Source organism: Brassicibacter mesophilus, assembly GCF_050433385.1.
Lineage (GTDB): Bacteria > Bacillota > Clostridia > Tissierellales > Proteiniboraceae > Brassicibacter > Brassicibacter mesophilus.
Map to the genome: position 1 here is coordinate 388,489 of NZ_JBNPXI010000001.1, position 24,782 is coordinate 413,270.

The window sequence follows — 24,782 nt, forward strand, 5'->3', positions numbered from 1 at the left end:
CTATTTATCTTTAGGGGGATAACCATGTTGTTTAAAAACAATTATACAATAAACAACATAAGAAGAAATGTAGTAGGCATAGACAAAAAGATTTTTTTAAGAGATGGTAAAAAAGTCAATTATATAAATTTTGATAATGCTGCAAGCACTCCTACTCTATCACCAGTTTTAAATAAGGTAAATGAGTTTTTGGAATGGTACTCTAGTATACATAGAGGCACAGGTTATAAGTCAAAAATATCTACAGCTGCTTACGAAAGAGCACGAGAAATAGTTTCTGACTTTTTTAATTCTGATCCTAATAAAAATACTGTGATATTTGTTAAGAACACTACTGAAGCTATAAACAAGCTTTCTTATAGGTTAAATTTAACTAAAGATGATATAGTTATTACTTCGTTGATGGAGCATCACTCTAATGATCTTCCTTGGAGAAATAAGGCTAAGACTTTGCATGCAAAAGTAATGATGGATGGAAGATTAGACCTAGAGGATCTGGAAAGCAAGTTAAAATTCAATAGAGGAAAAGTTAAGCTAGTGGCTATAACTGGATGCTCTAATGTAACTGGTATAGTTAACGATATTCACTATGTTGCTTCTTTAGCACACAAGCATGATACTAAAATACTAGTCGATGGAGCCCAGCTTGCTCCTCACCGTAGGATAAATATGAAAGGCTTTAAAGATGATGATTATATAGATTTTTTAGCTATATCTGGTCATAAAATGTACGCACCATTTGGTACAGGTGCTCTAATTGGGCCAAAGTCAGTTTTTCAAAAAGGTGATCCAGAATATGTTGGTGGAGGAACAATTATCAGCGTTACACAGCACAATTGCTATTGGACAGATCCTCCAGATAGAGAAGAAGCTGGATCTCCAAATGTTGTAGGAGCAATAGCTTTAGCAGAAGTAATTAAAGTACTAGAACAAATAGGATTAGATCAAATAAAAGAACATGAAATAGAGATGACAAAATATCTTATTAACAAGCTTAATCAGATTCCTAATATCATAATATATTCCAAAACTGACAAAAGAGATTTTGAAAAGATTGTTGGTGTCATAACATTTAATGTTAAAGATATAAACCATGCACTTCTAGCTTCAATGCTCTCATATGAAGGCGGAATAGGCGTCAGAAATGGATGCTTCTGTGCACATCCTTATGTTCATAGATTGTTAGGTCTTTCAACAAGCGAAATATTGAAATTACAACAGGATTTAATATTTCATAGACTTTCAGATATTCCTGGATTAGTTAGGGTAAGCTTTGGAATGTATAATACCATCCAAGAAATTGATATATTTGTTGACTTGCTTAATAAGATCTGTAGAAATAGTAAAGATATAGCTAGCCAGTATAATTTCAACCAAGAAACTGGAGAATACACCCCAGAATTACTGCCCAATAAAATGTTTAGCGATTTCTTATTGTAGCATATATAGTGAAAAAATTGCACTAATTTACTACTACTCATATTACTTTATTCAGTTTATAATATAGAATGTATATGTTATAATTGTAATAGTTTAGTATGAGAGAGGTTTTATAAATGGCTAACAAGCGAAAAAAATTTTGGAAGAAATTTGATTTTGTACTGTTTTTTACTGTTATTTTACTCAGCATATACGGGTTAGTCATACTATCAAGTGCAACAGCTGGTGAAAACAGTATGCAGGATTTGAAAACTCAAGGTATAGCGTTTGTTTTAGGTATAGTTACAGTAGTAATTTTAGTTATGATTAATTACGAAACCTTTGGTAAACTTTATATGGTTATTTATGTATTCTGTAATTTACTATTACTCGCTGTTTTAGTATTCGGAATTGGTGAAGATACTTGGGGTGCAAAAAGTTGGTTAGTAATAGGACCAGTAAGATTTCAACCAGCCGAGTTTGTTAAAATAGGTATAATAGTGTCGGTAGCTAAATATATTGAAAAAAATCAAGATAAAATAAATCAGCTGTTTACTTTAGCTAAGATTTTAGTATTCGCCTTTATTCCAGTTGGATTAGTTCTTATGCAGCCTGATTTTGGAACAGCTTTAGTTTTTATTTTCTTCATAGTTACTATGCTTTTTATAGCTGGACTTGATTTTAAATATATTTTATACGCAGCTATTGCTGGAATAATCAGTCTCCCAATTTTGTGGTTTTCTCTTGCTCCATATCAAAAGGATAGAATTTTAGTTTTTGTTGATCCGGCCCGTGATGCTATGGGATCTGGATATCAAGTTATACAATCTAAAATTGCTATTGGATCAGGCAAGCTATTGGGCATGGGTCTATATAATGGAAACCAAACTCAATTTGGCTATCTACCTGAAAAGCAGACTGACTTCATTTTTGCAGTTATTGGTGAAGAATTAGGTTTAGTTGGAGGAGTAATTCTACTTGTACTATATTTTATCATGATATACAGACTGATTAAAATAGCAAGAAATTCAAAGGACTTGTTTGGATCTCTGATAGTAATTGGAATTGCTTCAATGATGGTATTTCATATACTTGAAAACGTAGGGATGACTATGGGATTGATGCCTGTTACCGGTATTCCACTTCCATTTATAAGCAAAGGTGGTACCTTTATGCTTTCTAATATGATAAGTATCGGTTTGACGTTAAGCGTAGCAGTAAAAAAAGATGGATTAAGTTTTTAATAAGGATGTTTAAACATCCTTATTTCTTTTTTTGATGCAATTTTCATGTAATAATATTTTATACATTTTGGAAAACTAATTCTAATTCATATTGATAAGGTGGTGAACTTATGAAGAAAAATGTAGGTGACTTAGATGCGTACATAAGACTTACAGGTGGATTAACAATGTTTGGAGTAGGTATTGTAAAAAAATCTACTCCTGCCATAGCATTTGGAGCTATGAAGGTAGCAGAAGGTGTCACACGTTTTTGTCCTATACTTTACATGTTAGGACTTTCGACTAATGATAATAGTATAAATTTAAAATTTACAAAGGATTTTAGTGAGGATATAAGTACTGACTAATTGAAGATAGCGGCTATAAGCAGCCGCTATCTATTTTTTCAATGTATTCTAGAACAATTTTATAGACATCATCCTTGTATGATATGTCTCCAGGTAATTCTTCAAAAAGCTTTACAATGTCCGTTTCACTCCAATGAGGCTTTGGCTCAAATTTTTCAACCCTCGACATAAAGACTGCTGTTTTAAATACATTGTTATGTTTACTTACTAAATAATAACCTAAAGGAATAACATCTACTAAAATTGCTCCTGTTTCTTCAAAGGTTTCCCTTATGGCACATTCAGCAGCCGTTTCTCCTTCTTCTCTTCTTCCAGCTGGGAACTCCCATCCCTTTCTCTTTGAATGATAAGACATAACATACTTTCCTTCATAGAATGTAAATACTATACTACCATCTGAATCTTTGAGTTTGTTAGTTGAATCTTTTCCAAGATAAATCTCTATATTCCCATTGGTACCATCAATCTTCAATTTTAAATCCATATTATCACCCACTATTTCATAGTATCATGTCTACAATATATTATGTAACTTTTGCTCAATGGTACCATTTGATTAAAATATACTGAGATTAAGCTCTTTAGATAAGTCCTTCAATAAACTATATCCAGCTATAGAGTTTCCCTTACTATCAAGTGCTGGTCCATATACACCTATGCCCATTCTATGTGGTACAGTAGACATTATTCCACCACCTACGCCACTTTTTGACGGTATACCAACATTGATAGCAAACTCTCCTGATTCATTATACATACCGCATGTAACCATAAATGTTTTTATAGTCCTTGCAACAGCTTCTGTTGTTATTTTCTCTCCTGTTTTTGGTACTATTCCTTTATTTGCTAAGAATAGCCCTATTCGTGCTATATCAATACAATCTACTTCTATTGAACACTGCTTGAAATATACATCAAGAACCTCTTCGACATCTCCTTCAATTATTCCTACATCTTTCATGAAGTAAGCCAAAGCGCGGTTTCTGTGTCCAGTAGATTTCTCTGATTGATAAACTTCTGTATTAATGTCTAGGTTCTCATTATCACATATTTTCTTGAAAAGATTAAGAAGTCTATCAAATTTTTCTTTATTATCTTTTCCCTTTATCATTGAAGCCACTGCTATTGCTCCAGCATTAATCATAGGATTTAATGGCTTTGACGGTGAAATGGTTTCAAGCTTGATTATAGAATTAAATGCATCCCCAGTTGGCTCCATTCCAACTTTATTAAAAACATAATCCATACCATTATCCATAATAGCTAGCATCAAAGAAATTGTTTTTGATATACTCTGCAAAGTAAATTTATGGTTATAATCACCTGCTGTATACATATTTCCATCAATATCAGCCACACATATTCCTAGAAGATTTGGATTAGTCCTTGCTAAAGCTGGTATATAACATGCAACTTTACCATTAGCAGTAAATGCTCTGTTTTTTTCAACAATTCTGTCTAAAAGATTATTCATCCCTATCACCTATTCCTTTCTAAAGCAGCTTCCTCCTATAAATTCTTTAATAATAGAAGTACATGGTATGCTTTCTTCTTGACTTATATCTTTAAAATAGCTCATAAATTTTAGAAGTCTTTTGCTTTCCTTATAAAATTCATTTGATTCATCTATTTTCTCAAGCAAAGGCTCTACATATTTTTTTAACACTGCTAATTCATAGACTAGTGCAGAATTGAACATTACATCTGCTTCTTCTTGAAACGGAAAAATATTTCGCTCTTCTCCTCTTCTAACAGAATCCCATCGTTTTAATGTCGTAGCTCCATCATAACCTCTATATTTACTGTCTCTAACCATTCTTCGTATAAGTCTGGTATCCGTGGTATGTATTCTGTTATGTGAATCAACGTTTAATTGAGTTAAAGCACTAATATATATTTTAAATTTATTCTTTTGAGGTATAGACGAAGTTAACATTTCATTTAATCCATGTATCCCTTCGATGATTATAGGGTGTGTTTTATCTATCTTTATTTTATTTCCAACATACTCTCTTTTGCCAGTAACAAAGTTAAATCTTGGTATTTCAACTTCTTTACCTGATAATAGCTTTATTAAATCCATATTAAAAAGTTCTAAGTCTATAGAGTAGATAGATTCAAAATCATATTCTCCATTTTCATCTAACGGAGTGTCTTCTCTATTTACAAAATAGTCATCTAATGAAATAGAAATAGGTTTTTTACCATTAACCTTTAGCTGCGTTGACAATCTCTCAGCAAAAGTAGTTTTTCCCGAAGAAGAAGGACCAGCAATAAGTATAATTCTGACATCTTCATTTTCACATATCTTATCAGCAATATAGGCTATCTTCTTTTCGTGTAGTGCTTCAGATATACGAATTATATCTTCAATTGAGCCATCATCAATTTTATCATTCAGTGAACCTACATATCCTACATCAAGTATATCTCCCCAACGCTCAGACTCTCTAAATATTTTTGATAATTTTTCCTGTTCTTCAAATTTCGGAATCAGATAATTTGTTTCTTTTATAGGAAACTGTATTATAATCCCCGGTGGATAATATACTAGTTCAAATCTATCTATATATCCTGTCGATGGTGCCAGAAATCCATAGAACGTATCATAGTATTTATCAAGCTTATATATGTGTACATTTTCCTTATTGGTGTGATTTAGTAACCTAACTTTATCGTTCATATTTTGGGCTGTAAAAATATCCTTCGCCTGTTCTACCGATACTAATTCTCTTGTAATATCAATATCTGAAGCAATGATTTCCTTCATTTTTTGCTTGATTTTATCAATATCATCTAGTGTCAATTTTGATTCCTTATGTACCTCTGAATATATACCTTTGCTAATAGAGTGTTCAATAGTAACATCTACGTCATTAAACAAATCCTTACAAGCTTTTATATAGATTAAGGATAAAGTTCTTATATATATTCTTAAACCATCTTTGTCTGTAATATCGATAAACCTTATATTACTATCCTCACTAACTTCATAATTTAAATGCCTGATCTGATTATTAACTACGGCTGCTAAAAACTGCTTTGTCTTTCCTAAGCCGATACTATTTAATATACTACTTAGCTTAGTGCCCTTCTCTATTGAAAGTGCTTCATAATTGTGTACTTTAGCAGTGATTTTATCGAAGTTGCTATTCACCACAACCCCTCCTAATGTTTTAATAATATTCCTCACTAACCTCTATTCTATATCACATACTGCATGTCCTACAAGTACAAATCAAAAAAATTAGTTCCTGAAATTCAGGAACTAATTTTACTACATCATAGGCTTACTTGGTTCTGATATATTAGATAAAGCGTCTCCGGCTTCGTTTATATAGATATCTCTTACGGCTAAATCTCCAATAGATAGTATACCTACTATAGTATTATTCTCAACAACAGGTAATCTTCTAATCTGATTTTGAGCCATTATCCTAGCTGCTTCATGTATTCCTGTATCTGGTGATACTGATACTATATTTTTAGTCATTACATTACTAACAGGCATACTCGACTCTATTCCTGTAGATAGTCCTCTAATAACCATATCTCTATCAGTTACAATACCAATTGGTTTGTTTGAGCTATCACATACTGGAATAGAACCTACATTTAAGCTTTGCATCTTACTAGCTACTTCTTTAAGTGTATTGCTTTCATTAACAGTAGATACGTTTGTAGTCATAACGTCTTTTACTTTCAAAACTATCACCCTCCTAAATCATTTTCATATTTAGGATATGTAGTTTTGTTTTTTTTAAACATAGTTATAAATATAAACTATAAGCCATATTCTAATATACTATATATCTAGCCTAAGAGTTTTGTTAACTTCCTTAAAACCTAGTTTTTCATAAAATCTTATAGCTCTTAAATTCTCTGAATTTACATTTAATCGTATAGAATCCGCATCTTTAGACTTAACCCAAGAAATAGCTTTTTCCATTAAGGTTAGAGCTAACCCGTTTCCCCTATATTTTTCTTCAATAAACAATTCACTGATATATCCTGATCTTGATCCTCCAAAAATTTCAGGTGCAGTTCTAATCTCAGCTTTGATGAATCCAGCATAAATGTTATCGTTTTTGGCTATAAAGGTTATTTTATTTTGCTTATCCATATCATTTGCAAAATAATCTCTCATATATTCTTTCCAATAACTTGAAGGCATAATATAGTCATCAAAATTTTTATGATAGTTTGAAAGTTTTCCCCACAATCTTACTAATGAGTTGATTTCTTTTCTTTTTAACTCAACTACTTCCACTCATAAGCCCCCTTATACGCAGAATGATATACATTTTTCTTATATTAAATTATATACTTTTAGTATCATTTGTGTTAAATAAATCATTTTCTATAATAGATATTTTTTCACTAGCCTGGGCTTTGAACTCCTTATTGTTTAAATAATCTAATGACTCAGTTAATCCATTAAAGATAATTCTATAAGCATGTAGATATTGGCTATTTAAACCATATTTCTCACTAAATATTTTATTTATTCTTTTATCCCCATATTTTGTATCACCTAGAATTGGATGCCCTATGGAAGCTAAATGCGCTCTAATTTGATGCGTTCTTCCTGTTATAAGGTCAACTTCTAAAAGACTATAGTTATCATTATATGATATTACCTTTATAACAGTGTTTATCTCTTTTGAGTTTTCTTTAGAACTGTTAGTTATATATACTCTATTGTTTCTTTCATCCTTAGTTAGATACCCTTTTAAGTCTAAATCTTTTCTCACTCTTCCTTTAACTATACATCTATAGTATTTCTTTATATATCCTAACCTTATTGCCTCATTTATCTGCTGCAAGGCTACATAGTTTTTTGCACCAATTATCAAGCCACTAGTATTTCTATCTAATCTATTGCATATTGAAGGAGTAAAAGTCTTCTCCAATCTAGGTATATACTCTTTCTTTTCATGTAAATAGCTTACTAGTTGATCTACTACATTTATTTCATATTCTTTATTTACTGCATGAGATAATATTCCTTTTGGCTTATTTATAAGAACAATATTTGAATCTTCATAAACTATATCAAGACCTATAGCTTTGTTTATTTTCTTTGGCTCTGATTTGAACTTATCAATAGTATCATCAGAAAGATATAACTGGATTTTATCCCCTTCTTTTATGATATCTTCAGGGTTAGCCTTACTTCCATTTAGTTTTATATTTTTCTTTCTCAGCATTTTATAAATAAACCCAGATGAAGCCTTCGTCAAATATTTTTTTAAAAATCTATCTATTCTTTGATTATGTTCATTTTTATCTATTAGTAATTCCTTCAACTATAACACACCTTTCTATGTATATCATAAATTTACTGCTTATTTTAATTAAATTGTAATCATTTACTTATAAATTTATCTTATATAATAATATCTCATATTTATACACATTTAAACCAAAACCTACATCAATCATAGGATTCATAGGATTTTTTCAAATATTGGTAATCTATATTGTTGAAAAACATAGATATTATGTGATATTATTTAGTTAGTATAACAATGGAGGTATATGTGATGAAAAAATTTATTGAAAAAGTTAAGGATTTTTTATATGACGCAATTGACTTTGTATTAATTTTTGTAATAATTGTAGCTGTAGCTGGAATTATTGGCTGGAGATTGGATATACTTTTTGCAAAGGACATGGACAAACCTCCTGTTGAACATATAACGGATAATAATTCAAATAATGAAAATAAAGATGAAGAAAGCAATGATTCTGAAAGTAAAGACGATGAAGACTTGAAGGCTAATGAAGATACTGAAGACAATAAAGATAACCAAGACAATAAAGCAGATTTACAAAATAATGATGCTACAAGTGAAACAGATACACCTGATGAGCAAGATAATTCATCAGATGATGCTCAAGATGTTGCAGCAGATGAAGTGGTAACTGTAAAAATACCTAATGGCTCGCTTCCCCCAACTATAGCAAATATTTTATTAGAAAAAGGTTTAATAGACAATAAAATGGATTTTCTCAAAAAGTCTCAAGAATTAAAATTAGATACAAAATTGAAGTCCGGAGAATTTGAAATAAAAAGAAATAGTTCTCTCGAAACCATAATTAAAGCATTAGCAAAATAAAAGCGACCAACGGTCGCTTTTAATATTTTTCATGTATATATTTTTTATGTATATTATATGTAGTCAAAACCCGTCATTTATAGTCAAATGCATGTTTTGATAGGACTTATTCCATTTGCATTTATATATAAATCAATAGCTCTTAATACATCTTTTTGTTTTCGTGTAAGCATACTTATACCCCCTCATATCGTCAGCAATAAATCTTATTTCATACACCTTCTCTACTCCATTTATTACACTTTGACATCTAAAAGTATGTATTGTTTTACCAGCTATTTTCTCAATATTTCTTACAATTACTTTATTAACTTCAATAACATATCATTCTTCATCTTCTAATAAACGAAATCTTATTAGACGAATCTGACCATCTAATTAGTTAAATGAAAAAATAATTTAGCGGTTCTTTATATTAAAAAGGACATTAAGCTCTGCACGAATTCCTAGTATAATAAAGGTTAGGTTGCCTGCCTGTACTAGGAAGGAGTTTACATATGAAAGAACAAACTTAAAACATGCACGATTACAAATCTTTAGGAAAATCTTTTGATGGATTAGGGCAACACGATGTAACACTAACGGCAAATCATATCAATAACATAGCAAGAGTCAGCCTTAATGAAAGAACTCCATTTGAACTGGCTACTATGCTAATGGATAATGATTTCTTAAAAGCATTAGAACTTCAGGCTATACCCCATGATGAAGTTCTTTTAAAACCAGAATTATTGAAAAAATAGTTCGCAAATGTGCAGGCAGACAGCATTCCATAAACTGTTATAGGTAAGTGGACAGTAAGTCTTGCACACTTTCGCCCAGTTGATTGTTTGCCATGTATTTTTTTAATAAAACTAGTTGCTTTAAGTTCATTATAATACTCTTTAATCAGTTTTTTAATACATTTAAGGGTAAGATTACCCTTGCAATAATAAATAACATCGAAAAAGTGACAGTTACTTTTGCAATCAACGCAAAAAAATTCTACTCTAACCTCCTAGTTAACTTCTCGACTACCTCTGGTAAAAAGTCGTCAATTGTAGGGAATTTGTTTCTATTTGTCTCGTAATTGAATAGGTATTTATAGACATCCTCTAATCGTTCAAATCCACCATATTTAATTTCTTTATTTAGTAATCGATTAAATGTATATTTTTCACCAAATGTTTGAGTGTATATTCTTCCTTGAATAGCTCTAACTAGATATTCATCTACCTGTCTATATATTGGCATATTACTATACAAGCTGTTATTAGTTAACCTTGAATAATATTTGTTTGTATCAGCACATTTTTTAGCTGTAATATCATATATTGGTGTATTTATGTATGAATGAAGATATTCATGAATAATATTTTCAACCATATAATTAATATCTAATTTATAAGGATCCTGTGTGAAATCATTTAGAGACTGAAAAGTTACAATTTTATTTGAACTATCAGTCTTGTATGAATAGAAACTTGCCATAGATGGTCTAAATATTGTTAGCACAGTTTCATATTCTATAGGTAAATCGCCAAAATATTTGTCCTTAGTATTTACATATTCTTCTGTACTTTTAATAAGTTCAATTAATCTACTGTCTTTAATATTGTAATTAACATAACTTTTCACACTATTCATTAAATCTTTATTATTATCAAAGAATTCTTTAGCATTAGTATCTTCATAAAACGATTTAAGCCCTTCTATAAAAGATTTTATTTCTGCATTGTCCTTAAAAATATAATTTCTATACTTTTCATCAACCTCACATATTTTATCAAGAGATGGTGTTGGACTATAGCTTAATAATACTCCGATTACATCTCCATTTATGTCTCCATTAAATACATATTTATCAAAATCCTTCAGAAATTTATGGTTTTTATATGGGCTAAAATAATTTTTAGCCCTTTTATATATTGCATTATTCTCAGTATTTGGCATTAGTATCTGACTGTTAAAATCCATGTATACAGCACTGGCGATAATATATGTATCAATCATTTCATTTGTACTAATAGTATATTTTATCTCTTCGCTTGTTTTAAATAAGATATTTGAATCTAACTCTTCCTCAGTAATTTTTGTCTCGCCTTCTCCATACACTATAGGAAACATTGTTAATGAACAAAATAAAAGTATTACTATTATTTTTTTAAACATTTTTATTCCTCCTTTTGTATTCTATATACTTAAGCCTTTTTATAAAAAATCGCAGTCACTTATGGTACGATTCCCCGTATCATATCCAAAACTTTAATTTATTTGCTAATCTCTTAGCCACTTTACTCACGACACTCCAACTTCCCATTATAAGCATCATCTACATTTTATCTGATAAACTTATCATACCATGTTTTGTCTAATATAGACAATAATCGCAAAAAGAATACCGTTTTATTCAGTTATCAAGGTTCAATGTTCATACTTTAAGTATTAATAGCTATGAAACAATATAGCTAAATTGTGACTAATTATAGATTTAACAACACCTTAAGTATTTATTGTTATTACAAATTCATTATGTTATGATGATCTCAATTAATTATGAAAGGTGGTGTTGTCATGGAAGTTCTTTCTATGTTTAATAAATTCCCTTATGCTCTTCTACCTTATTTTTCAATTTTATCGGCACTTGTAAGCTTTTGTACTAATATTGCAATCATAATCGTTGCTTTAAATGATATAAAGGATACCTGAATCAAAAAAAGGATAAAATAAAAGCATTAAATAAAGCAGAACTAGACGATTTGATACAAAGAGTGCATCCTCAAAAGGATCGTGTTATCACATTAATAGCTGCTACATGTGGACTTAGAATTGGAGAAATACTAGGATTAACTTGGAATGATATAGACTTGAAAAGTTCAACATTAAAAGTAAATGAGCAGTGGAAAAAGTTAAAAGATGGAACTATAGGTTTTGGAGATGTTAAAACTAAAAATTCTAATAGAGTTGTGCCTTTACCTCCAACTGCTTTTAGTGAATTAATAAAATACAAGAAAACTGCTCAAACCGACTTGAACAAAAGGCTATTCTTAGATAAGGTTACACAATCAACTGCCAACAGATTGTATTACAAATACAGACGACTTGGATATGACGTTTCGATACATGACCTTAAACACACATACGTGACTATGTTAATTGGTAACGGCATTGATTTAAAAACTGTTGCAAAGTTTCTAGGACATACAATAAAAATAACTATGAAAACATATAGCCATGTTAATTCAGATATGATTAACACGGCTATCAACACGATAAATATAATTTCTAATTAATTTTTGACTTTTTTTGACAAAACGACATTCTGTAAAGTAAAATAGCCTTTTGCAAGGCTTAATTAGTATTTTTCATTTATATACCCATCTATAAGAGATGTTTTCTTCTTCTCTATAAATACTCCGTTTTCTCTAAGTATCTTAATAAGCCAATTGCTTTTAGAATGAAAAATAGCATATTCATAATCTTTTAATACTATTTCATATAGTTTATCTTTTAAGTACTGCGACTCTACCTTAATAAAATATGCCTCAACATTTTGAAATTCTAAAAATCTTAATAATCTTAACGTAGCTTTATCTTTTTCATTATAATAATAATTTGCTTTATTAATATAGGATTTGTACTGTTTAACAAAATTTTCGTCATTTTTAATCTCTGCAGCCAGCATATTATAATACTTTGCTAATACATTATAGTACTGGTAGTTATATATCCCTTTTTCATAGCTATCAACCTTAGTAAAAGGCTTTAGTCGTATTTTTTGAACAAAATCAAAATTTCCTTGTAAAAACTCTCTTTTAGTTATATCACCATTTTTATATTGTATAATTAGAGAATCCCTGTGCTTAAAAAATCTATCAAATATATTTTCTCTTTTGAACTGCTTCAATACTAACACCCTATCTAATCTGATTTTGATATATTATATTATAGCATAAAATTGTGTCTTTTACCTTTTCTTTAGCCTAATTTTAGTACTAATCATTGAATAAGATAAAAGAAGCATAAGAACTGCTAGAAAATATATATTTATACTATATCTAATTGTATACAATGAGGTAATCGCAACAATCCCTCCAGCTAATGTGATGGGTACCCCTAAATATATGCCATGAAATTCTGTAGTATTGTACCTTGCAAGCCTATATGCTCCTGTTACTGCATAAAGAATAATTATTATAATTCCTATTATTCCAAAATCAATTAATTTAATATGCCAGGCTAAAATTGAAGGGGCTACTCCAAATGATATTAAATCACATAGAGAATCAAGCTCCTTGCCTATGCTTGATGTAGCGTTAAACTTTCTTGCTAAAAGTCCGTCAAACCTATCAAATAATGCTGCTAACAAAATTAATAGTGCTGACATGTAATAATCATTATCAAATATATACAGTATAGACAATATTCCAAGAGAAAGATTCAACAGAGTAAATAAATTAGGTATTTTACTTTTAATTTTCATTCTATACCACTCCAATTATTATTTTGCACTAACTATGTATTACTTAAAAAACATACAGATTAATAATATATAATATATAATTATTGCATTCTAATATTATATATTATCGTTAGTTTAATATCAAACCTTTATATTTTGCTTTACTTTGAACATAACCATATATATCTACTTTTTGGTACTATCTATTACATCATGCTCTTGTAATAAGCTTATTTCTTCTTCTGTTAATTCTCTGTACTCTCCTAATAGAATACTTTCATCAAGATACAAGTCCCCCATAGCCACTCTCTTTAAGTATGTAACTTCTTTATCTACCGCTTTAAACATTCTCTTAACCTGATGGAATTTCCCTTCTACTATCGTTAAATATACCTTTGATATTTCACCAGAAAATAATATTTCAAGCTCTGCTGGAAGAGTCTTATACCCATCATCAATTATTACACCTTGCTTAAATTCTTTTTTGTCATCATCAGTAACTATGCCATTCACCTCAACATAATATTTCTTCTTCACATGTTTTTTAGGAGATAGTATTTGATGAGCTAATTGACCATCATTTGATAATATCAGTAGTCCTTCAGTATCTTTATCAAGTCTTCCAACTGGAAAAGGGTTAAAAACCTTATATTCGTTATCAATAAGGTCAAGTACTGTTTTATCTCTCCAATCATCCGTAGAAGAGATTACTCCACTTGGCTTGTTCATCATTAAATATATGTATTTTCTATAAGATACTTCTTGATCATTTACTTCAATTTTACTAACGTTAGGATCTAGTTTAAATGAGTTATCTTTTATTACTTCACCATCAACTTTTATAGAACCACTTTTTGCTAAACTTTTTACATCTTTTCTACTCCCATAACCTAAGTTAGAAAGTATTTTGTCTAATCTTTCTTTTTTTTGCATATGAACCTCCTAAAACTATTTCATTCTCCATTCAGCTTCATAATGGTTTTTCAAGCTTCCTTCTACCTGCTTTGCCCATCCTACTGGGTATCCATCTATACAAACTAATTTCCATCCTTTGTCCCCATCTGCTAGTATAGTCTCTCCCTTTAAATATTTAATAGCCTCAATACTATTACTTTGAAAATTAATTGTATTAATTACTTCTTCTTGTTTTAAAGCCATAGCTAAAGCTTGACTAGGCTCAAATCTTCCTTTTAAAAATTCACCTAAATATAATCCAAAGCTAACAACTTTTATTCCTGACAAGTCTGGTAAATCATTAGGAACTACAAATAATCTATTCCCTATTCTCGACAACCCTTCTCTAAACTTGATATTTAAGTTTCCAGTTTCAAAAAGTAGGAATTCTTCTATGTCAAGTGCTTCTTTTTTAAACAAAGGATTCTTAGAATTCTTACCACTTTTTTTTCGCAATGATGCAACAAAATGTCCATCTCCATCAATCTTGTGTGGCCAAGCACGTCCGGTTTTTCTTATATCCTCTCTAGCATTAATCCACTCTGGTCTTCCACCTTCAAGTCCTTCAATATTGGTTATTTCTTCAACTTCAAACTCTGGAAACTCGTTTAAAAGCCATTCTATTGTTCCTTCATTTTCTTCTGGAGAAAAAGTACATGTTGAATAAACTAATCTGCCACCTGGTTTTAGCATTATAGATATTGATTTTAATATATCTCTCTGCATTTTGCAGCACTCATCTACAGAAAACTGACTCCAACTCTTTGGAGCTTTTGGATCACGTTTAAACATGCCTTCTCCAGAGCATGGTGCATCTACTAATATCTTATCAAAAAAAGAAACAAACTTATATGAAAGTTTTTCTGGAGTTTCATTCGTCACTATACAATTTTTAATACCAAATAGCTCAATATTTTTAGCTAATGGCCTCACTCTTTTTGGACTAATATCATTTGCTACTAGTATCCCTTCATTTTTTAGTTTCGCTCCTATTTGAGTGGCTTTACCTCCAGGTGCAGCACTTATATCAAGAACCTTATCTCCTGGTCGAGGATCTAAAACTTGTACTGGTATCATCGCACTCGGCTCCTGAATATAGTATAATCCGCAATGATAATATGGATGTTTCCCTGGCCTCTGTTCATTAGCATCATTTAAGTAAAATCCTTCTTGAATCCATGGTATTGGCTTAAGATCAAAGGAAGTCATATCTAAAAACTCATTGACTGATACTTTTAATGCATTTATTCTTATACCTTTGTAATGTTCTCTGTCATATGTAGCTATAAAGTTCTCGTATTCTTCTACTAATAATTTTTTCATTCTATCACTAAATACTACAGGCAATTTCATATTTTCACCAACCTTTTTTTATCAGTATTATTATACATAAATAATATGTCAATTATCAAAATAAAAAGTACTCACAAAGGAGTACATCAAAACTAACTTAAAAGATACAAAAAATACTATGAATATTTTTATCTTTTCTTCAAACAATATTTATTAGATATTAAATATTTCTGAGGGAGGAGTAACATAATGCGTATTGAAAAAACTAACAATCATTTAAATGGAGTTAAATGTGTAGTTAATACTTGTCATTACCATTCTGATGGAGATTACTGTAATGCGGCAAAAATTGAAATCCAGCCTAGAAATGCAAGTAACACTGAAGAAACTGACTGTGCAACTTTCACCCCTTCAATGAAATAACCAATTTAAAGGCAGAGGAACTCTGCCTTTATTTGTTATTTATCCCTCTTAAAAAATAGATATTCTTGCTTTGACTTATAAATTTTTGTTCATATTCTGTTTTTATTGTATCAATATCTTCATTTCTATATAAATTCAAAGACACATCTCTTAAAAACAAATTTTGCGATTGGCATATTTCGTTCAATGAGAACTCAAATAATTCTTCTCCATCTGTTTTAAAATGTATCTCTCCCTCGTTTTTAAGTATCTTACTATATTTATTTAAAAACTCTCTATAAGTAAGTCTTCTTCTACTATGTCTCTTTTTAGGCCAAGGGTCACAAAAATTAATATATATTCTCTCAATTTCATTTTCGTCAAAAATAGTATCTATATCATTAATATCAACCCACAGGTATTTTATATTATCGAGTCCTTCATCTACAGTTTTTTTCACTGCATCTAAAAGTATTTCTTCTTTTATCTCAATGCCTATATACCCAATATCATTATTTTGCTCTGCCAAAGTGTTAATGAATTGACCTCTTCCTATACCTAATTCAATATGTATTCTATCTGATTTTAGCATCTGTTTCCAATTTCCTTTATATTGCTGTGGATTTTCCACTAGAAGACTATCATGTGATAATAGTTCTTCCTTTGCTCCAGGTTTTTTCCTTCTTCTCATATATTCCTCCACTTAGTCTTGATATTTTAGAACCATTGGACTTTATTATTATACCTCAAAACATATAATAACAAAACAAAAAAAGCTGAACATTTTGCTCAGCCTTTTTGCTTTCTATATAAATCAAAATTTATACTAGATATGTACAGCCACTTACTTAATTACATATTTTTGTAGATGCTCAGGCACATTATCATCATTACAACTAACACTTATTACAAAGCTAGTATTATACTTATTACTTAGAGATTCAATTAATTTTACAAATCCTTCTTCTGCCATTTCTATAGGCTTAATTATCTTATATAAACCATCAACATATATTTTTTCAACATCATAATTGTTACCAATTATTCCACATAAAAAGCCATGAAATTTTTCAATATTATTAATATTGAACTCCATGGCATTAACTAATCTAACTTTATGTTTTAGATTTAAAACTTGACTATTATCGGCATCAATGAACACAATATCACCTTTACAAGATTTAGTATCATTGTTAGCCATTTCAATTAATCGTTTTGTTTTTCCTGAACCCTTATCACCACAAAGCAAAGCTATCATGATTATCACCCTCCAAGCTTTATTGTAATTACTTTAATATATATTTCTACAAATAATCAAAAAATCCTTCATAATTTTCAAACTATTTTAAATTTTTGACAGCTTTTCCATTGAGATAATCATATTTTTTGCCTTGACAGGTTTGTAGTTCTTTCATTCTATATAGTATTTCATCCCTAATCTTCCACCAGCTTGTATTCCAATTTACAAACAAAGTACCCTCTTCAGGTGCTCTCCCAGTGACACGTTGTATTACAATATTAGGATCCAAATACTCTAAGAATATTATTACCCTATCAATATACTCTTCTTTTGAGATAATATCTATTTTGTTTTCTTTATATAATCTACCTAGCTCCGTGTCCTCAACTACATATAGCGAATGAAGCTTAACTTGATCTACTGATAAAGCAGATAAAATCTTTGCATTCTCAACTGTATCATGCATATCATCCCACGGTAAATTGAGTATTAGATGTGCACAAATATCAAATCCATATCGTTTAATTCTTAATACACTGTCTATGAATTCTGCTAAAGTATGTCCCCTGTTAATAATTTTTAAAGTGTGATAATTTACAGTTTGAAGACCTATCTCCATACTTATTTTGATACCATGCTCTTTTTCAATTGAAGATAGAATTTCTAGATATTCATCAGAAATACAGTCTGGTCTAGTCGAAATAGATATTTCTACAATATCTTCCATCACTGCCTGTGAAACATATTCTTTAAATTTAGATAGGCTCATATAAGTATTTGTGAAATTTTGAAAATAAGCAATGAACTTTTCAGCCTTATACTTTTTCCTGATATATTCCATATTTTGTATAAGCTGCTCTTTTACTGATATTGTATTTTCAAGATTTTCAAATCCAGCTCCTTCTTCTCCACAAAAAATACATCCACCTACACCTACGCATCCATCTCTGTTAGGGCAGGTAGTCGGCAGATTAACAGGAAGCTTATACACTTTAGCTCCATATTTTTCTTTTAAATAATCAGAATAAACTCTATAAAAATCTCTTTCTTCCATAGTTCGTCACATCCTTCATAAATATATTTTCTTTAGTATAATAGTAGCCTATTTTCTCTTAAAAATAATCAATAATCCTGCTAGTATTAATATCCCAGATATTATTAAATCCATACTCCAGAAATCTAAAGTAAATGTAAAAGCAATTAGAGAAAAGCCGCCAATTATCCCAACAGGAATCAATAATGCAGCTTCTCTATCCCCAAATAAGTACAGTTGAAATAATCCCAATGCAACCCCAAAAGGAAAGAAAGGCCATAGATAAGCCATAAGATTCCACCCAAAAGTAACAGTAATAATAAAAACTATTCCTGTCGTTATTAGAATTCCTGCAGGTACTAATAGTCCTGGCTCCTTCCTATTTGTAAAAAAAGCTAGTTCAAATACAACACCAGGTACTAAAATGAATAATGGCCATAATTTCTGAAAACTAATATCAAATATACCAAAGTTTGAAAGTAAAAAGATTATGCCAAATAGAATCAGTATAACACCAACGAATAGGTTGTCTCTCCTCATAATAACCTCCACCAATAAATTATTTCTATACATATTATTCTATTCGACTAATAAAATTCCTTTTAAATGAACAAAGTTTAATATTTTTCTTCTATGGTAAGTTTACGCTTATGAATGTCTTTTATACAGTTCATACTTAATATCCTCTAATGTAATTCCCATCTCGACCATTAACACAACAGTATGATATACTAGGTCTGATATTTCATATATGATTTCTTCATTATTTAGGTTTTTAGCTCCTATGATGACTTCGCTGCTTTCTTCTCCTATTTTTTTAAGTATTTTATCCAATCCTTTTTCAAATAAATAACTCGTATACGAATCCTTTACAGGATTGTTTTTTCTGTCTTCAACAATACTATATAATTTTTCAATAAAATTATTAATATTGTTATTTTCTATATCTTCTCTACCAAATAAATTATTATAAAAACAGCTATATTTACCTGTATGGCAAGCCCCTTGACCTTTCTGATTAACAAGCACAAGTAATGCATCCTTATCGCAGTCATAGTTAATAGATATTACTTCTTGAATATTACCAGATGTTTCTCCTTTATTCCATAGTTGTTTTCTACTTCTACTATAAAACCATGTTGTTTTAGTATCAACAGTCTTCTTTAATGATTCCTCATTCATATATGCTAGCATGAGTACCTTTTTACTTTCAAAATCTTGAACTATAGCAGGTATTAAACCTTTTTCATCATATTTTAATTCTTTAAAAATGTCCAAATAATTACCCCTTTCTCATTGGAAGCCCTTTATATATTAAATAGTCCTTTAATTCTGGTATCAGTATTTCTTTAAAGTGAAATACCGAAGCAGCTAATGCAGCATCAGTAATATCTTCTTTTAAAACATCGTAAAAATGCTCTTTTGTACCTGCACCACCTGATGCTATAATAGGAACATTGACTACCTCTCCTATAGACTTCATAAGCTCTATATCATATCCACCTTTAACGCCATCTGTATTAATGCTATTTATAACTAACTCTCCTGCACCAAGCTTTACTGCTTTTTTCGCCCACTCTATAGCATCAAGCCCTGTATCAAGTCTTCCACCGTTAATAAATACTCCCCATCTTTGTTCTTCATCTATTCTTTTTGCATCTATTGAAAGAACTACGCATTGCGCACCAAATTTTAGTGCAGCCTCTTTTATAAGATTAGGTTTTTTTACTGCTGAAGAGTTTACAGATATTTTATCTGCGCCAGCTCTCAATATTTCTCTAAAATCTTCTACAGTATTTACTCCTCCACCTACTGTAAATGGAATGTATATTTCTTGAGCTGTTTTTTTTACTATATCTAGTATTAGCTTTCTCTTTTCATGAGAAGCTGTAATATCATAAAATACTAATTCATCTGCGCCTTGTTCATTATAATATTTAGCTAAAGCAACAGGATCATCTACTTTTTTTATATCTTTAAACTTAGTTCCCTTTACAACTTTTCCATCGCAAACATCTAAGCATGGTATTATTCTTTTGGTTAACATTTTATACCTCCAATGCTTTTTTAAAATCTATAGCACCTGTGTATATTGCTTTTCCTGTTATACTTCCATAAACTCCAATATCTTTTAGTTTCTTAAGGTCTTCTATACTGCTTACTCCACCTGAAGCTATAATATCTATTTTTGTATTTTTCTTTAGTGTTTTATATACTTCGAAGTTAGGCCCTTGCATCATACCATCTTTAGATATGTCAGTATAAACTACAGTTTTTACTCCGATATTTTCTAATTCGCAAACTAAATCTATAGAACTAACTTCGCTAACATTTATCCATCCATCAACTGCAACTAATCCATCTTTTGCATCTATAGAAACTACTATTTTTCCTTTATATTCATCAACTAACTCTTTTAATAGATCTTTGTTATTAACTGCAACTGTACCTAATATAATTCTATTTACACCAGCTTCTAAAAGTATTCTCACTGTTTCTTTAGTTCTTATTCCTCCACCTATTTGTATCGGTATATTTAAATTACTTGCTATATTTTTTATCAATTCTAAGTTTTTAGGAATTCCATCCTTAGCTCCATCAATATCTACTAAATGCAAAAATTTCGCCCCATCATCTTCCCATTTTTTAGCCATTTCTACTGGACTTTCTCCGAATACAGTTACTTCATCAAATTTACCCTGTTTAAGTCTTACACATTTTCCATCTTTCAAATCTATTGCAGGAAATATTATCACTATATCATCTCCCCAAATGCTCTTAATAAGTTAAGCCCTGTTTGTCCACTTTTTTCTGGATGAAATTGCATTCCATATATATTTCCCTTATTTACTATGCCTGGCACCAACGTATCTCCATACTCTGCATAAGCAATAACTTCTTTTCCAGTTGATTTTGCAAAATATGAATGGACAAAATAAGCATATTCATCTTCTTTTATATATTTTGTAATTTCATCCTCTCTTTTTATTGTTAGATTATTCCAACCCATATGAGGTATTTTAACACTCTCAGTAAACTTAACTATTTCTCCCTCTAAAAGCCCTAGTCCTTCAAAACTTCCATCTTCAAAGCTTCTTTCGTAGAATAGTTGCATTCCTAAACATATACCTAAAATAGGTTTCCCATTGCTTACATTTTCTTTTATAGATTTAATTAACCCTGTATTTATTAAGTTCTCCATAGCGTTTTTAAATGCGCCAACTCCAGGTAATATCAAAGCACTAGAATTGTCGATATCTGTAGCATTATTAGTTATTTGAACCTCAAATCCTAATTTTTGCAATGCCTTATAAACACTATTTAAGTTTCCTACCCCGTAATCTATAATCGATATCATCTTTTAGATCACTCCCTTTGTAGACATAACACCTTGAATTCTTTCATCTATCCTAGTCGCTACATCTAGTGCTCTTCCAAACCCTTTAAATATAGCTTCTATCATATGATGTGTATTGCCACTATCCAGCACTTTAATGTGTAGGTTTATACCACTATTAATTACAAATCCTCTAAAGAACTCTTCTACAAGTTCTGTATCAAGGTCACCTACTTTTTCTTTTTTAAACTCTACATCCATTGATAGATATGGCCTTCCTCCAATATCTACAACTACTAATGATAAGCATTCGTCCATAGGTGTAAAAGTATTTGCATATCTAGCTATACCTTTTTTATCACCTACAGCTTCTTTAAAAGCTTGACCTAAAGTTATACCTATATCCTCTACTGTATGGTGTCCATCTATATAAAGGTCACCTTCACATTCCAAATCTAAGTCAATAAGTCCATGTTTAGAAAAAAGTATTATCATATGATCTAAAAACCCGATTCCTGTCTTTATGTTACTTTTTCCTGTTCCATCTATATTTAATTTTAGTTTTATATTAGTTTCTAAAGTTTTTCTCTGCTTTTCTGAGGTTCTCAGTTAAATCACTTCCTTTAGAGCATTTATAAAAGCTTCATTTTCTTCAGTATTTCCAACTGATACTCTTAAGTGGTTTTCAAGCTTACCACCACTAAAATTTCTCACCATTACTCCCCTTTCTAAAAGCCCATCAAAAACTTTTTTATTGTCATTAACTTTAAATATTATAAAGTTTGCATGCGAGTCATATACTTTTATATTTTCTATTTGCTTCATTTTACTTAATAGATTATCTCTATCAGACTTTATAATATCTATTCTTTTTAAAATTTCTTCTCTATTTTTCAAAAGCTCTGTAGCTATAAGCTGTGATATTGAATTTATATTATATGGTGGTTTAACAGAATTTAATCCACCAACTATTTTATCTCCTGCTACAAGATAACCTATTCTGATGCCTGCAGCTCCAAAAGCCTTTGAGAGTGTTCTTAGAACTATCAGTCTATCATGGTTTAAAACTTCGTTAATTACACTTTCTCCACTAAACTCAACATATGCCTCATCTGCAACTACTATTGCATTAGTTTCATTTATTACTTGTAGAATTTTTTCTTTTTTAATTATGTTTCCTGTTGGGTTATTTGGAGTACACAAGAATATTATTTTAGCTTTTTTATCATTAGCACTCTTTATAAGCTCATCTATATTAACACCAAAGTTTTCATCTGTTTTTATATCAATATAGTTAGCTCCTGATATTTTACTTGTTAATCCATACATAACAAATGTCGGTTCATGAGATAAAACTGTATCCCCTTCTTCTACAAAAGTATCTATAATAACCCCTATCGTCTCATCAGAACCATTTCCAACTATTATGTTTTTATAGCCCACACCTATATAATTTGATATTTCTTTTCTTAAAAGTACACTATTTGTATCTGGATATCTGTTAAAATCTATGTTTTTTATTTTTTCTATAATATTTTCAAGAATATTTCCCGGTAAATTATATGGGCTTTCATTTGCATCCAATTTATATTTATAATCATAATCATGAGGAATATATGGTTTTAAATCCTTTACACTCGCTTTTATTAAAGTATCTATCATTATTCAAACCTCACTTTTATTGAGTTAGCATGTGCTGTCAATCCTTCTGATTCAGCTATCTTTATAATTTTATCTTTGCTTTTTTCTAATGCTTTTCTATCATAAAAAATTAAGCTTGATTTTTTAACAAAATCATCTACTCCAAGCGGAGAATAGAATTTAGCTGTACCACTTGTAGGTAATGTATGATTTGGTCCTGCAAAATAATCTCCTAATGGCTCTGGAGAATATTGACCTAAGAATATAGCTCCTGCATTTTTAATTTCACTTATCATTTCAAATGGTTTTTCTACCATGAGTTCTAAATGTTCTGGTGCTATTCGATTTGCATATTTAACAGCTTCTTTTAAGTCTTTTGCAACTATTATAGCTCCAAAGCCTTTTAGAGATTTCTCAATAATATCTTTTCTTGATAGCTTATCCATTTGTGTTTGAAGCTCTTGTTTTACTTTATTGGCCAATTCACTGGATGTTGTCACAAGTATAGATGAAGCAAGTGTATCGTGCTCAGCTTGTGATAACATGTCAGCTGCAACATACTCTGGATTTGCCATATCATCAGCTATTACTAATATTTCACTTGGCCCTGCTATCATATCTATATCAACATATCCATATACTATTCTTTTAGCTATAGCTACATATATATTTCCTGGCCCTACTATTTTATAAACTTTAGGAATAGACTCCGTTCCAAATGCAAGTGCTGCTACTGCTTGTACCCCACCAACTTTAAATATTTTATCTACTCCCGCAATTTTAGCCGCAGCTAATATATTGTTGCTTATTTTGCCGTTTTTTCCTGGAGGGGTTACCATAACTATTTCTTCTACTCCTGCAACTTTCGCTGGTACTGCATTCATAAGTACTGTTGAAGGATATGGTGCTGTTCCTCCTGGAACATATATACCTACTTTTTCTACTGGATTATATATTTGTCCTAACATAATTCCCTTTTTACTGCTATCAATCCATGAGTTGTTAAGTTGTTTTACATGGTAATTCCATAAATTTTCCTTAGCTTCCTCTAAAGCTTCTATTAGCTCTTTATCACAGGAATTATACGCCTCTTCTATCTCTTTTTCTGTTACTAACATGCTAGTTAACTCAACACAATCAAATTTTCTAGTATATTCAAGTAATGCATTATCGCCATTTTCTCTAACGTCTCGTACAATAGCTTCTACTGATTTGTTTACTCCATCAATTTCTAACTGACTTCTATCAAGTATTTTTTTTATTATATTATCTGAAGTAATCGCAGACGTATCCATTATTCTTATCATTT

At 30.3% G+C, this 24,782-nt stretch carries 30 protein-coding genes; 8 read left to right on the plus strand and 22 right to left on the minus strand.

The genetic code is table 11. From position 1 onward, the window contains the following. Nucleotides 1-24 precede the first annotated feature (24 nt). From HNR33_RS01945 to HNR33_RS01955, 3 genes are all read left to right on the plus strand, one after another. On the plus strand, nucleotides 25-1,440 hold the full coding sequence (locus tag HNR33_RS01945) for an aminotransferase class V-fold PLP-dependent enzyme (RefSeq protein ID WP_429079411.1): 1,416 nt from the start codon (nucleotides 25-27) through the stop codon (nucleotides 1,438-1,440). A gap of 116 nt (nucleotides 1,441-1,556) precedes the next feature. Further along, a complete protein-coding gene (rodA, locus tag HNR33_RS01950; protein ID WP_429079413.1) occupies nucleotides 1,557-2,663 on the plus strand; it encodes a rod shape-determining protein RodA in 1,107 nt (368 codons plus the stop codon). A gap of 110 nt (nucleotides 2,664-2,773) precedes the next feature. Continuing rightward, nucleotides 2,774-3,010 carry a YgaP family membrane protein gene (locus tag HNR33_RS01955; RefSeq protein ID WP_429079415.1) on the plus strand — a complete coding sequence of 79 codons (237 nt, stop codon included), beginning with the start codon at nucleotides 2,774-2,776 and terminating at the stop codon, nucleotides 3,008-3,010. Nucleotides 3,011-3,023: 13 nt separating this feature from the next. On the opposite strand, the gene HNR33_RS01960 is transcribed toward HNR33_RS01955, so the two are convergent. From HNR33_RS01960 to HNR33_RS01985, 6 genes are all read right to left on the minus strand, one after another. Continuing rightward, nucleotides 3,024-3,494, minus strand: a complete 471-nt coding sequence (locus tag HNR33_RS01960; RefSeq protein WP_429079417.1) for an NUDIX domain-containing protein — start codon at nucleotides 3,492-3,494, stop codon at nucleotides 3,024-3,026. 72 nt (nucleotides 3,495-3,566) lie between these two features. Then, nucleotides 3,567-4,484, minus strand: coding sequence for a glutaminase A (gene glsA / locus HNR33_RS01965; RefSeq protein WP_429079418.1), 918 nt, complete (start codon nucleotides 4,482-4,484; stop codon nucleotides 3,567-3,569). Between the two features lie 9 nt (nucleotides 4,485-4,493). Further along, nucleotides 4,494-6,167 (minus strand): uridine kinase family protein, encoded by a 1,674-nt coding sequence (locus tag HNR33_RS01970; protein ID WP_429079420.1) that lies wholly within the window; start codon nucleotides 6,165-6,167, stop codon nucleotides 4,494-4,496. 120 nt (nucleotides 6,168-6,287) lie between these two features. Continuing rightward, nucleotides 6,288-6,716 carry a CBS domain-containing protein gene (locus HNR33_RS01975; protein ID WP_429079422.1) on the minus strand — a complete coding sequence of 143 codons (429 nt, stop codon included), beginning with the start codon at nucleotides 6,714-6,716 and terminating at the stop codon, nucleotides 6,288-6,290. A 99-nt stretch (nucleotides 6,717-6,815) separates the two neighbouring features. Continuing rightward, a complete protein-coding gene (locus tag HNR33_RS01980; protein ID WP_429079423.1) occupies nucleotides 6,816-7,280 on the minus strand; it encodes a GNAT family N-acetyltransferase in 465 nt (154 codons plus the stop codon). Between the two features lie 49 nt (nucleotides 7,281-7,329). Further along, entirely contained in the window at nucleotides 7,330-8,319 is a 990-nt protein-coding gene (locus HNR33_RS01985; protein WP_429079425.1) for an RluA family pseudouridine synthase, read from the minus strand. Nucleotides 8,320-8,556: 237 nt separating this feature from the next. Here HNR33_RS01985 and HNR33_RS01990 point away from each other — a divergent pair, with 237 nt between their 5' ends. After that, nucleotides 8,557-9,132 (plus strand): hypothetical protein, encoded by a 576-nt coding sequence (locus HNR33_RS01990; protein WP_429079426.1) that lies wholly within the window; start codon nucleotides 8,557-8,559, stop codon nucleotides 9,130-9,132. 518 nt (nucleotides 9,133-9,650) lie between these two features. After that, nucleotides 9,651-9,875: a hypothetical protein gene (locus HNR33_RS01995; protein ID WP_429079428.1), complete on the plus strand. Its 225-nt coding sequence runs from the start codon at nucleotides 9,651-9,653 to the stop codon at nucleotides 9,873-9,875. 241 nt (nucleotides 9,876-10,116) lie between these two features. Here HNR33_RS01995 and HNR33_RS02000 read toward each other — a convergent pair whose 3' ends face one another. Continuing rightward, on the minus strand, nucleotides 10,117-11,283 hold the full coding sequence (locus HNR33_RS02000; protein WP_429079429.1) for a DUF4932 domain-containing protein: 1,167 nt from the start codon (nucleotides 11,281-11,283) through the stop codon (nucleotides 10,117-10,119). A 402-nt stretch (nucleotides 11,284-11,685) separates the two neighbouring features. Between HNR33_RS02000 and HNR33_RS02005 the strand changes: the two genes are divergently transcribed. Continuing rightward, complete coding sequence (locus tag HNR33_RS02005) at nucleotides 11,686-11,820, plus strand: hypothetical protein (RefSeq protein WP_429079430.1); 135 nt, start codon at nucleotides 11,686-11,688, stop codon at nucleotides 11,818-11,820. Between the two features lie 17 nt (nucleotides 11,821-11,837). Next, nucleotides 11,838-12,404 carry a site-specific integrase gene (locus HNR33_RS02010; protein ID WP_429079554.1) on the plus strand — a complete coding sequence of 189 codons (567 nt, stop codon included), beginning with the start codon at nucleotides 11,838-11,840 and terminating at the stop codon, nucleotides 12,402-12,404. A 62-nt stretch (nucleotides 12,405-12,466) separates the two neighbouring features. On the opposite strand, the gene HNR33_RS02015 is transcribed toward HNR33_RS02010, so the two are convergent. The 4 genes from HNR33_RS02015 to HNR33_RS02030 all read right to left on the minus strand — a co-directional run bounded on the left by HNR33_RS02015 (nucleotide 12,467) and on the right by HNR33_RS02030 (nucleotide 15,880). Beyond that, complete coding sequence (locus HNR33_RS02015; protein ID WP_429079431.1) at nucleotides 12,467-13,018, minus strand: DUF6648 family protein; 552 nt, start codon at nucleotides 13,016-13,018, stop codon at nucleotides 12,467-12,469. Nucleotides 13,019-13,078: 60 nt separating this feature from the next. Next, nucleotides 13,079-13,594: a CDP-diacylglycerol--serine O-phosphatidyltransferase gene (gene pssA / locus HNR33_RS02020; protein ID WP_429079432.1), complete on the minus strand. Its 516-nt coding sequence runs from the start codon at nucleotides 13,592-13,594 to the stop codon at nucleotides 13,079-13,081. Nucleotides 13,595-13,759: 165 nt separating this feature from the next. Continuing rightward, entirely contained in the window at nucleotides 13,760-14,506 is a 747-nt protein-coding gene (locus HNR33_RS02025; RefSeq protein WP_429079434.1) for a pseudouridine synthase, read from the minus strand. A 15-nt stretch (nucleotides 14,507-14,521) separates the two neighbouring features. Further along, entirely contained in the window at nucleotides 14,522-15,880 is a 1,359-nt protein-coding gene (locus HNR33_RS02030; protein ID WP_429079436.1) for an RsmF rRNA methyltransferase first C-terminal domain-containing protein, read from the minus strand. A 189-nt stretch (nucleotides 15,881-16,069) separates the two neighbouring features. On the opposite strand from HNR33_RS02030, the gene HNR33_RS02035 reads away from it, so the two are divergent. Then, complete coding sequence (locus HNR33_RS02035) at nucleotides 16,070-16,243, plus strand: DUF1540 domain-containing protein (RefSeq protein WP_429079438.1); 174 nt, start codon at nucleotides 16,070-16,072, stop codon at nucleotides 16,241-16,243. A gap of 28 nt (nucleotides 16,244-16,271) precedes the next feature. Here HNR33_RS02035 and trmB read toward each other — a convergent pair whose 3' ends face one another. The 11 genes from trmB to hisD all read right to left on the minus strand — a co-directional run bounded on the left by trmB (nucleotide 16,272) and on the right by hisD (nucleotide 24,780). Then, on the minus strand, nucleotides 16,272-16,913 hold the full coding sequence (trmB, locus tag HNR33_RS02040) for a tRNA (guanosine(46)-N7)-methyltransferase TrmB (RefSeq protein ID WP_429079440.1): 642 nt from the start codon (nucleotides 16,911-16,913) through the stop codon (nucleotides 16,272-16,274). A 153-nt stretch (nucleotides 16,914-17,066) separates the two neighbouring features. Next, nucleotides 17,067-17,480 (minus strand): hypothetical protein, encoded by a 414-nt coding sequence (locus tag HNR33_RS02045; RefSeq protein WP_429079441.1) that lies wholly within the window; start codon nucleotides 17,478-17,480, stop codon nucleotides 17,067-17,069. 82 nt (nucleotides 17,481-17,562) lie between these two features. Next, entirely contained in the window at nucleotides 17,563-18,516 is a 954-nt protein-coding gene (gene mnmL, locus HNR33_RS02050; RefSeq protein ID WP_429079443.1) for a tRNA modification radical SAM protein MnmL/YtqA, read from the minus strand. A 48-nt stretch (nucleotides 18,517-18,564) separates the two neighbouring features. Beyond that, on the minus strand, nucleotides 18,565-19,035 hold the full coding sequence (locus tag HNR33_RS02055) for a LiaI-LiaF-like domain-containing protein (RefSeq protein WP_429079445.1): 471 nt from the start codon (nucleotides 19,033-19,035) through the stop codon (nucleotides 18,565-18,567). Between the two features lie 108 nt (nucleotides 19,036-19,143). Further along, entirely contained in the window at nucleotides 19,144-19,773 is a 630-nt protein-coding gene (gene hisIE / locus HNR33_RS02060) for a bifunctional phosphoribosyl-AMP cyclohydrolase/phosphoribosyl-ATP diphosphatase HisIE (RefSeq protein ID WP_429079446.1), read from the minus strand. 4 nt (nucleotides 19,774-19,777) lie between these two features. After that, a complete protein-coding gene (hisF, locus tag HNR33_RS02065; RefSeq protein ID WP_429079447.1) occupies nucleotides 19,778-20,542 on the minus strand; it encodes an imidazole glycerol phosphate synthase subunit HisF in 765 nt (254 codons plus the stop codon). A gap of 1 nt (nucleotide 20,543) precedes the next feature. Then, nucleotides 20,544-21,251, minus strand: a complete 708-nt coding sequence (gene hisA, locus HNR33_RS02070; RefSeq protein WP_429079449.1) for a 1-(5-phosphoribosyl)-5-[(5-phosphoribosylamino)methylideneamino]imidazole-4-carboxamide isomerase — start codon at nucleotides 21,249-21,251, stop codon at nucleotides 20,544-20,546. After that, entirely contained in the window at nucleotides 21,251-21,853 is a 603-nt protein-coding gene (hisH, locus tag HNR33_RS02075; protein ID WP_429079451.1) for an imidazole glycerol phosphate synthase subunit HisH, read from the minus strand. Before hisH ends, hisA begins: the two co-directional genes overlap by 1 nt. Nucleotides 21,854-21,856: 3 nt before the next feature. Further along, a complete protein-coding gene (gene hisB / locus HNR33_RS02080) occupies nucleotides 21,857-22,441 on the minus strand; it encodes an imidazoleglycerol-phosphate dehydratase HisB (RefSeq protein ID WP_429079557.1) in 585 nt (194 codons plus the stop codon). After that, nucleotides 22,442-23,494, minus strand: coding sequence for a histidinol-phosphate transaminase (gene hisC / locus HNR33_RS02085; RefSeq protein ID WP_429079453.1), 1,053 nt, complete (start codon nucleotides 23,492-23,494; stop codon nucleotides 22,442-22,444). Further along, nucleotides 23,494-24,780 (minus strand): histidinol dehydrogenase, encoded by a 1,287-nt coding sequence (hisD, locus tag HNR33_RS02090; protein WP_429079455.1) that lies wholly within the window; start codon nucleotides 24,778-24,780, stop codon nucleotides 23,494-23,496. The genes hisC and hisD overlap by 1 nt, the downstream gene beginning before the upstream one ends. Nucleotides 24,781-24,782 lie beyond the last annotated feature (2 nt).

What these genes read in the sequence shown, in the direction of transcription:
- HNR33_RS01990 (WP_429079426.1), top strand. Translation starts at nt 8,557, where the DNA reads ATGAAAAAATTTATTGAAAAAGTTAAGGATTTTTTATATGACGCAATT.
- HNR33_RS01955 (WP_429079415.1), top strand. Translation starts at nt 2,774, where the DNA reads ATGAAGAAAAATGTAGGTGACTTAGATGCGTACATAAGACTTACAGGT.
- HNR33_RS01995 (WP_429079428.1), top strand. Translation starts at nt 9,651, where the DNA reads ATGCACGATTACAAATCTTTAGGAAAATCTTTTGATGGATTAGGGCAA.
- trmB (WP_429079440.1), bottom strand. Translation starts at nt 16,913, where the DNA reads ATGAGAAGAAGGAAAAAACCTGGAGCAAAGGAAGAACTATTATCACAT.
- rodA (WP_429079413.1), top strand. Translation starts at nt 1,557, where the DNA reads ATGGCTAACAAGCGAAAAAAATTTTGGAAGAAATTTGATTTTGTACTG.
- hisH (WP_429079451.1), bottom strand. Translation starts at nt 21,853, where the DNA reads ATGATATCGATTATAGATTACGGGGTAGGAAACTTAAATAGTGTTTAT.
- HNR33_RS01945 (WP_429079411.1), top strand. Translation starts at nt 25, where the DNA reads ATGTTGTTTAAAAACAATTATACAATAAACAACATAAGAAGAAATGTA.
- mnmL (WP_429079443.1), bottom strand. Translation starts at nt 18,516, where the DNA reads ATGGAAGAAAGAGATTTTTATAGAGTTTATTCTGATTATTTAAAAGAA.
- pssA (WP_429079432.1), bottom strand. Translation starts at nt 13,594, where the DNA reads ATGAAAATTAAAAGTAAAATACCTAATTTATTTACTCTGTTGAATCTT.
- glsA (WP_429079418.1), bottom strand. Translation starts at nt 4,484, where the DNA reads ATGAATAATCTTTTAGACAGAATTGTTGAAAAAAACAGAGCATTTACT.
- hisF (WP_429079447.1), bottom strand. Translation starts at nt 20,542, where the DNA reads ATGTTAACCAAAAGAATAATACCATGCTTAGATGTTTGCGATGGAAAA.
- hisC (WP_429079453.1), bottom strand. Translation starts at nt 23,494, where the DNA reads ATGATAGATACTTTAATAAAAGCGAGTGTAAAGGATTTAAAACCATAT.
- HNR33_RS02035 (WP_429079438.1), top strand. Translation starts at nt 16,070, where the DNA reads ATGCGTATTGAAAAAACTAACAATCATTTAAATGGAGTTAAATGTGTA.
- HNR33_RS02030 (WP_429079436.1), bottom strand. Translation starts at nt 15,880, where the DNA reads ATGAAATTGCCTGTAGTATTTAGTGATAGAATGAAAAAATTATTAGTA.
- hisD (WP_429079455.1), bottom strand. Translation starts at nt 24,780, where the DNA reads ATGATAAGAATAATGGATACGTCTGCGATTACTTCAGATAATATAATA.
- HNR33_RS02005 (WP_429079430.1), top strand. Translation starts at nt 11,686, where the DNA reads ATGGAAGTTCTTTCTATGTTTAATAAATTCCCTTATGCTCTTCTACCT.
- HNR33_RS02055 (WP_429079445.1), bottom strand. Translation starts at nt 19,035, where the DNA reads ATGAGGAGAGACAACCTATTCGTTGGTGTTATACTGATTCTATTTGGC.
- HNR33_RS02000 (WP_429079429.1), bottom strand. Translation starts at nt 11,283, where the DNA reads ATGTTTAAAAAAATAATAGTAATACTTTTATTTTGTTCATTAACAATG.
- HNR33_RS02045 (WP_429079441.1), bottom strand. Translation starts at nt 17,480, where the DNA reads ATGATAGCTTTGCTTTGTGGTGATAAGGGTTCAGGAAAAACAAAACGA.
- HNR33_RS01960 (WP_429079417.1), bottom strand. Translation starts at nt 3,494, where the DNA reads ATGGATTTAAAATTGAAGATTGATGGTACCAATGGGAATATAGAGATT.
- HNR33_RS02025 (WP_429079434.1), bottom strand. Translation starts at nt 14,506, where the DNA reads ATGCAAAAAAAAGAAAGATTAGACAAAATACTTTCTAACTTAGGTTAT.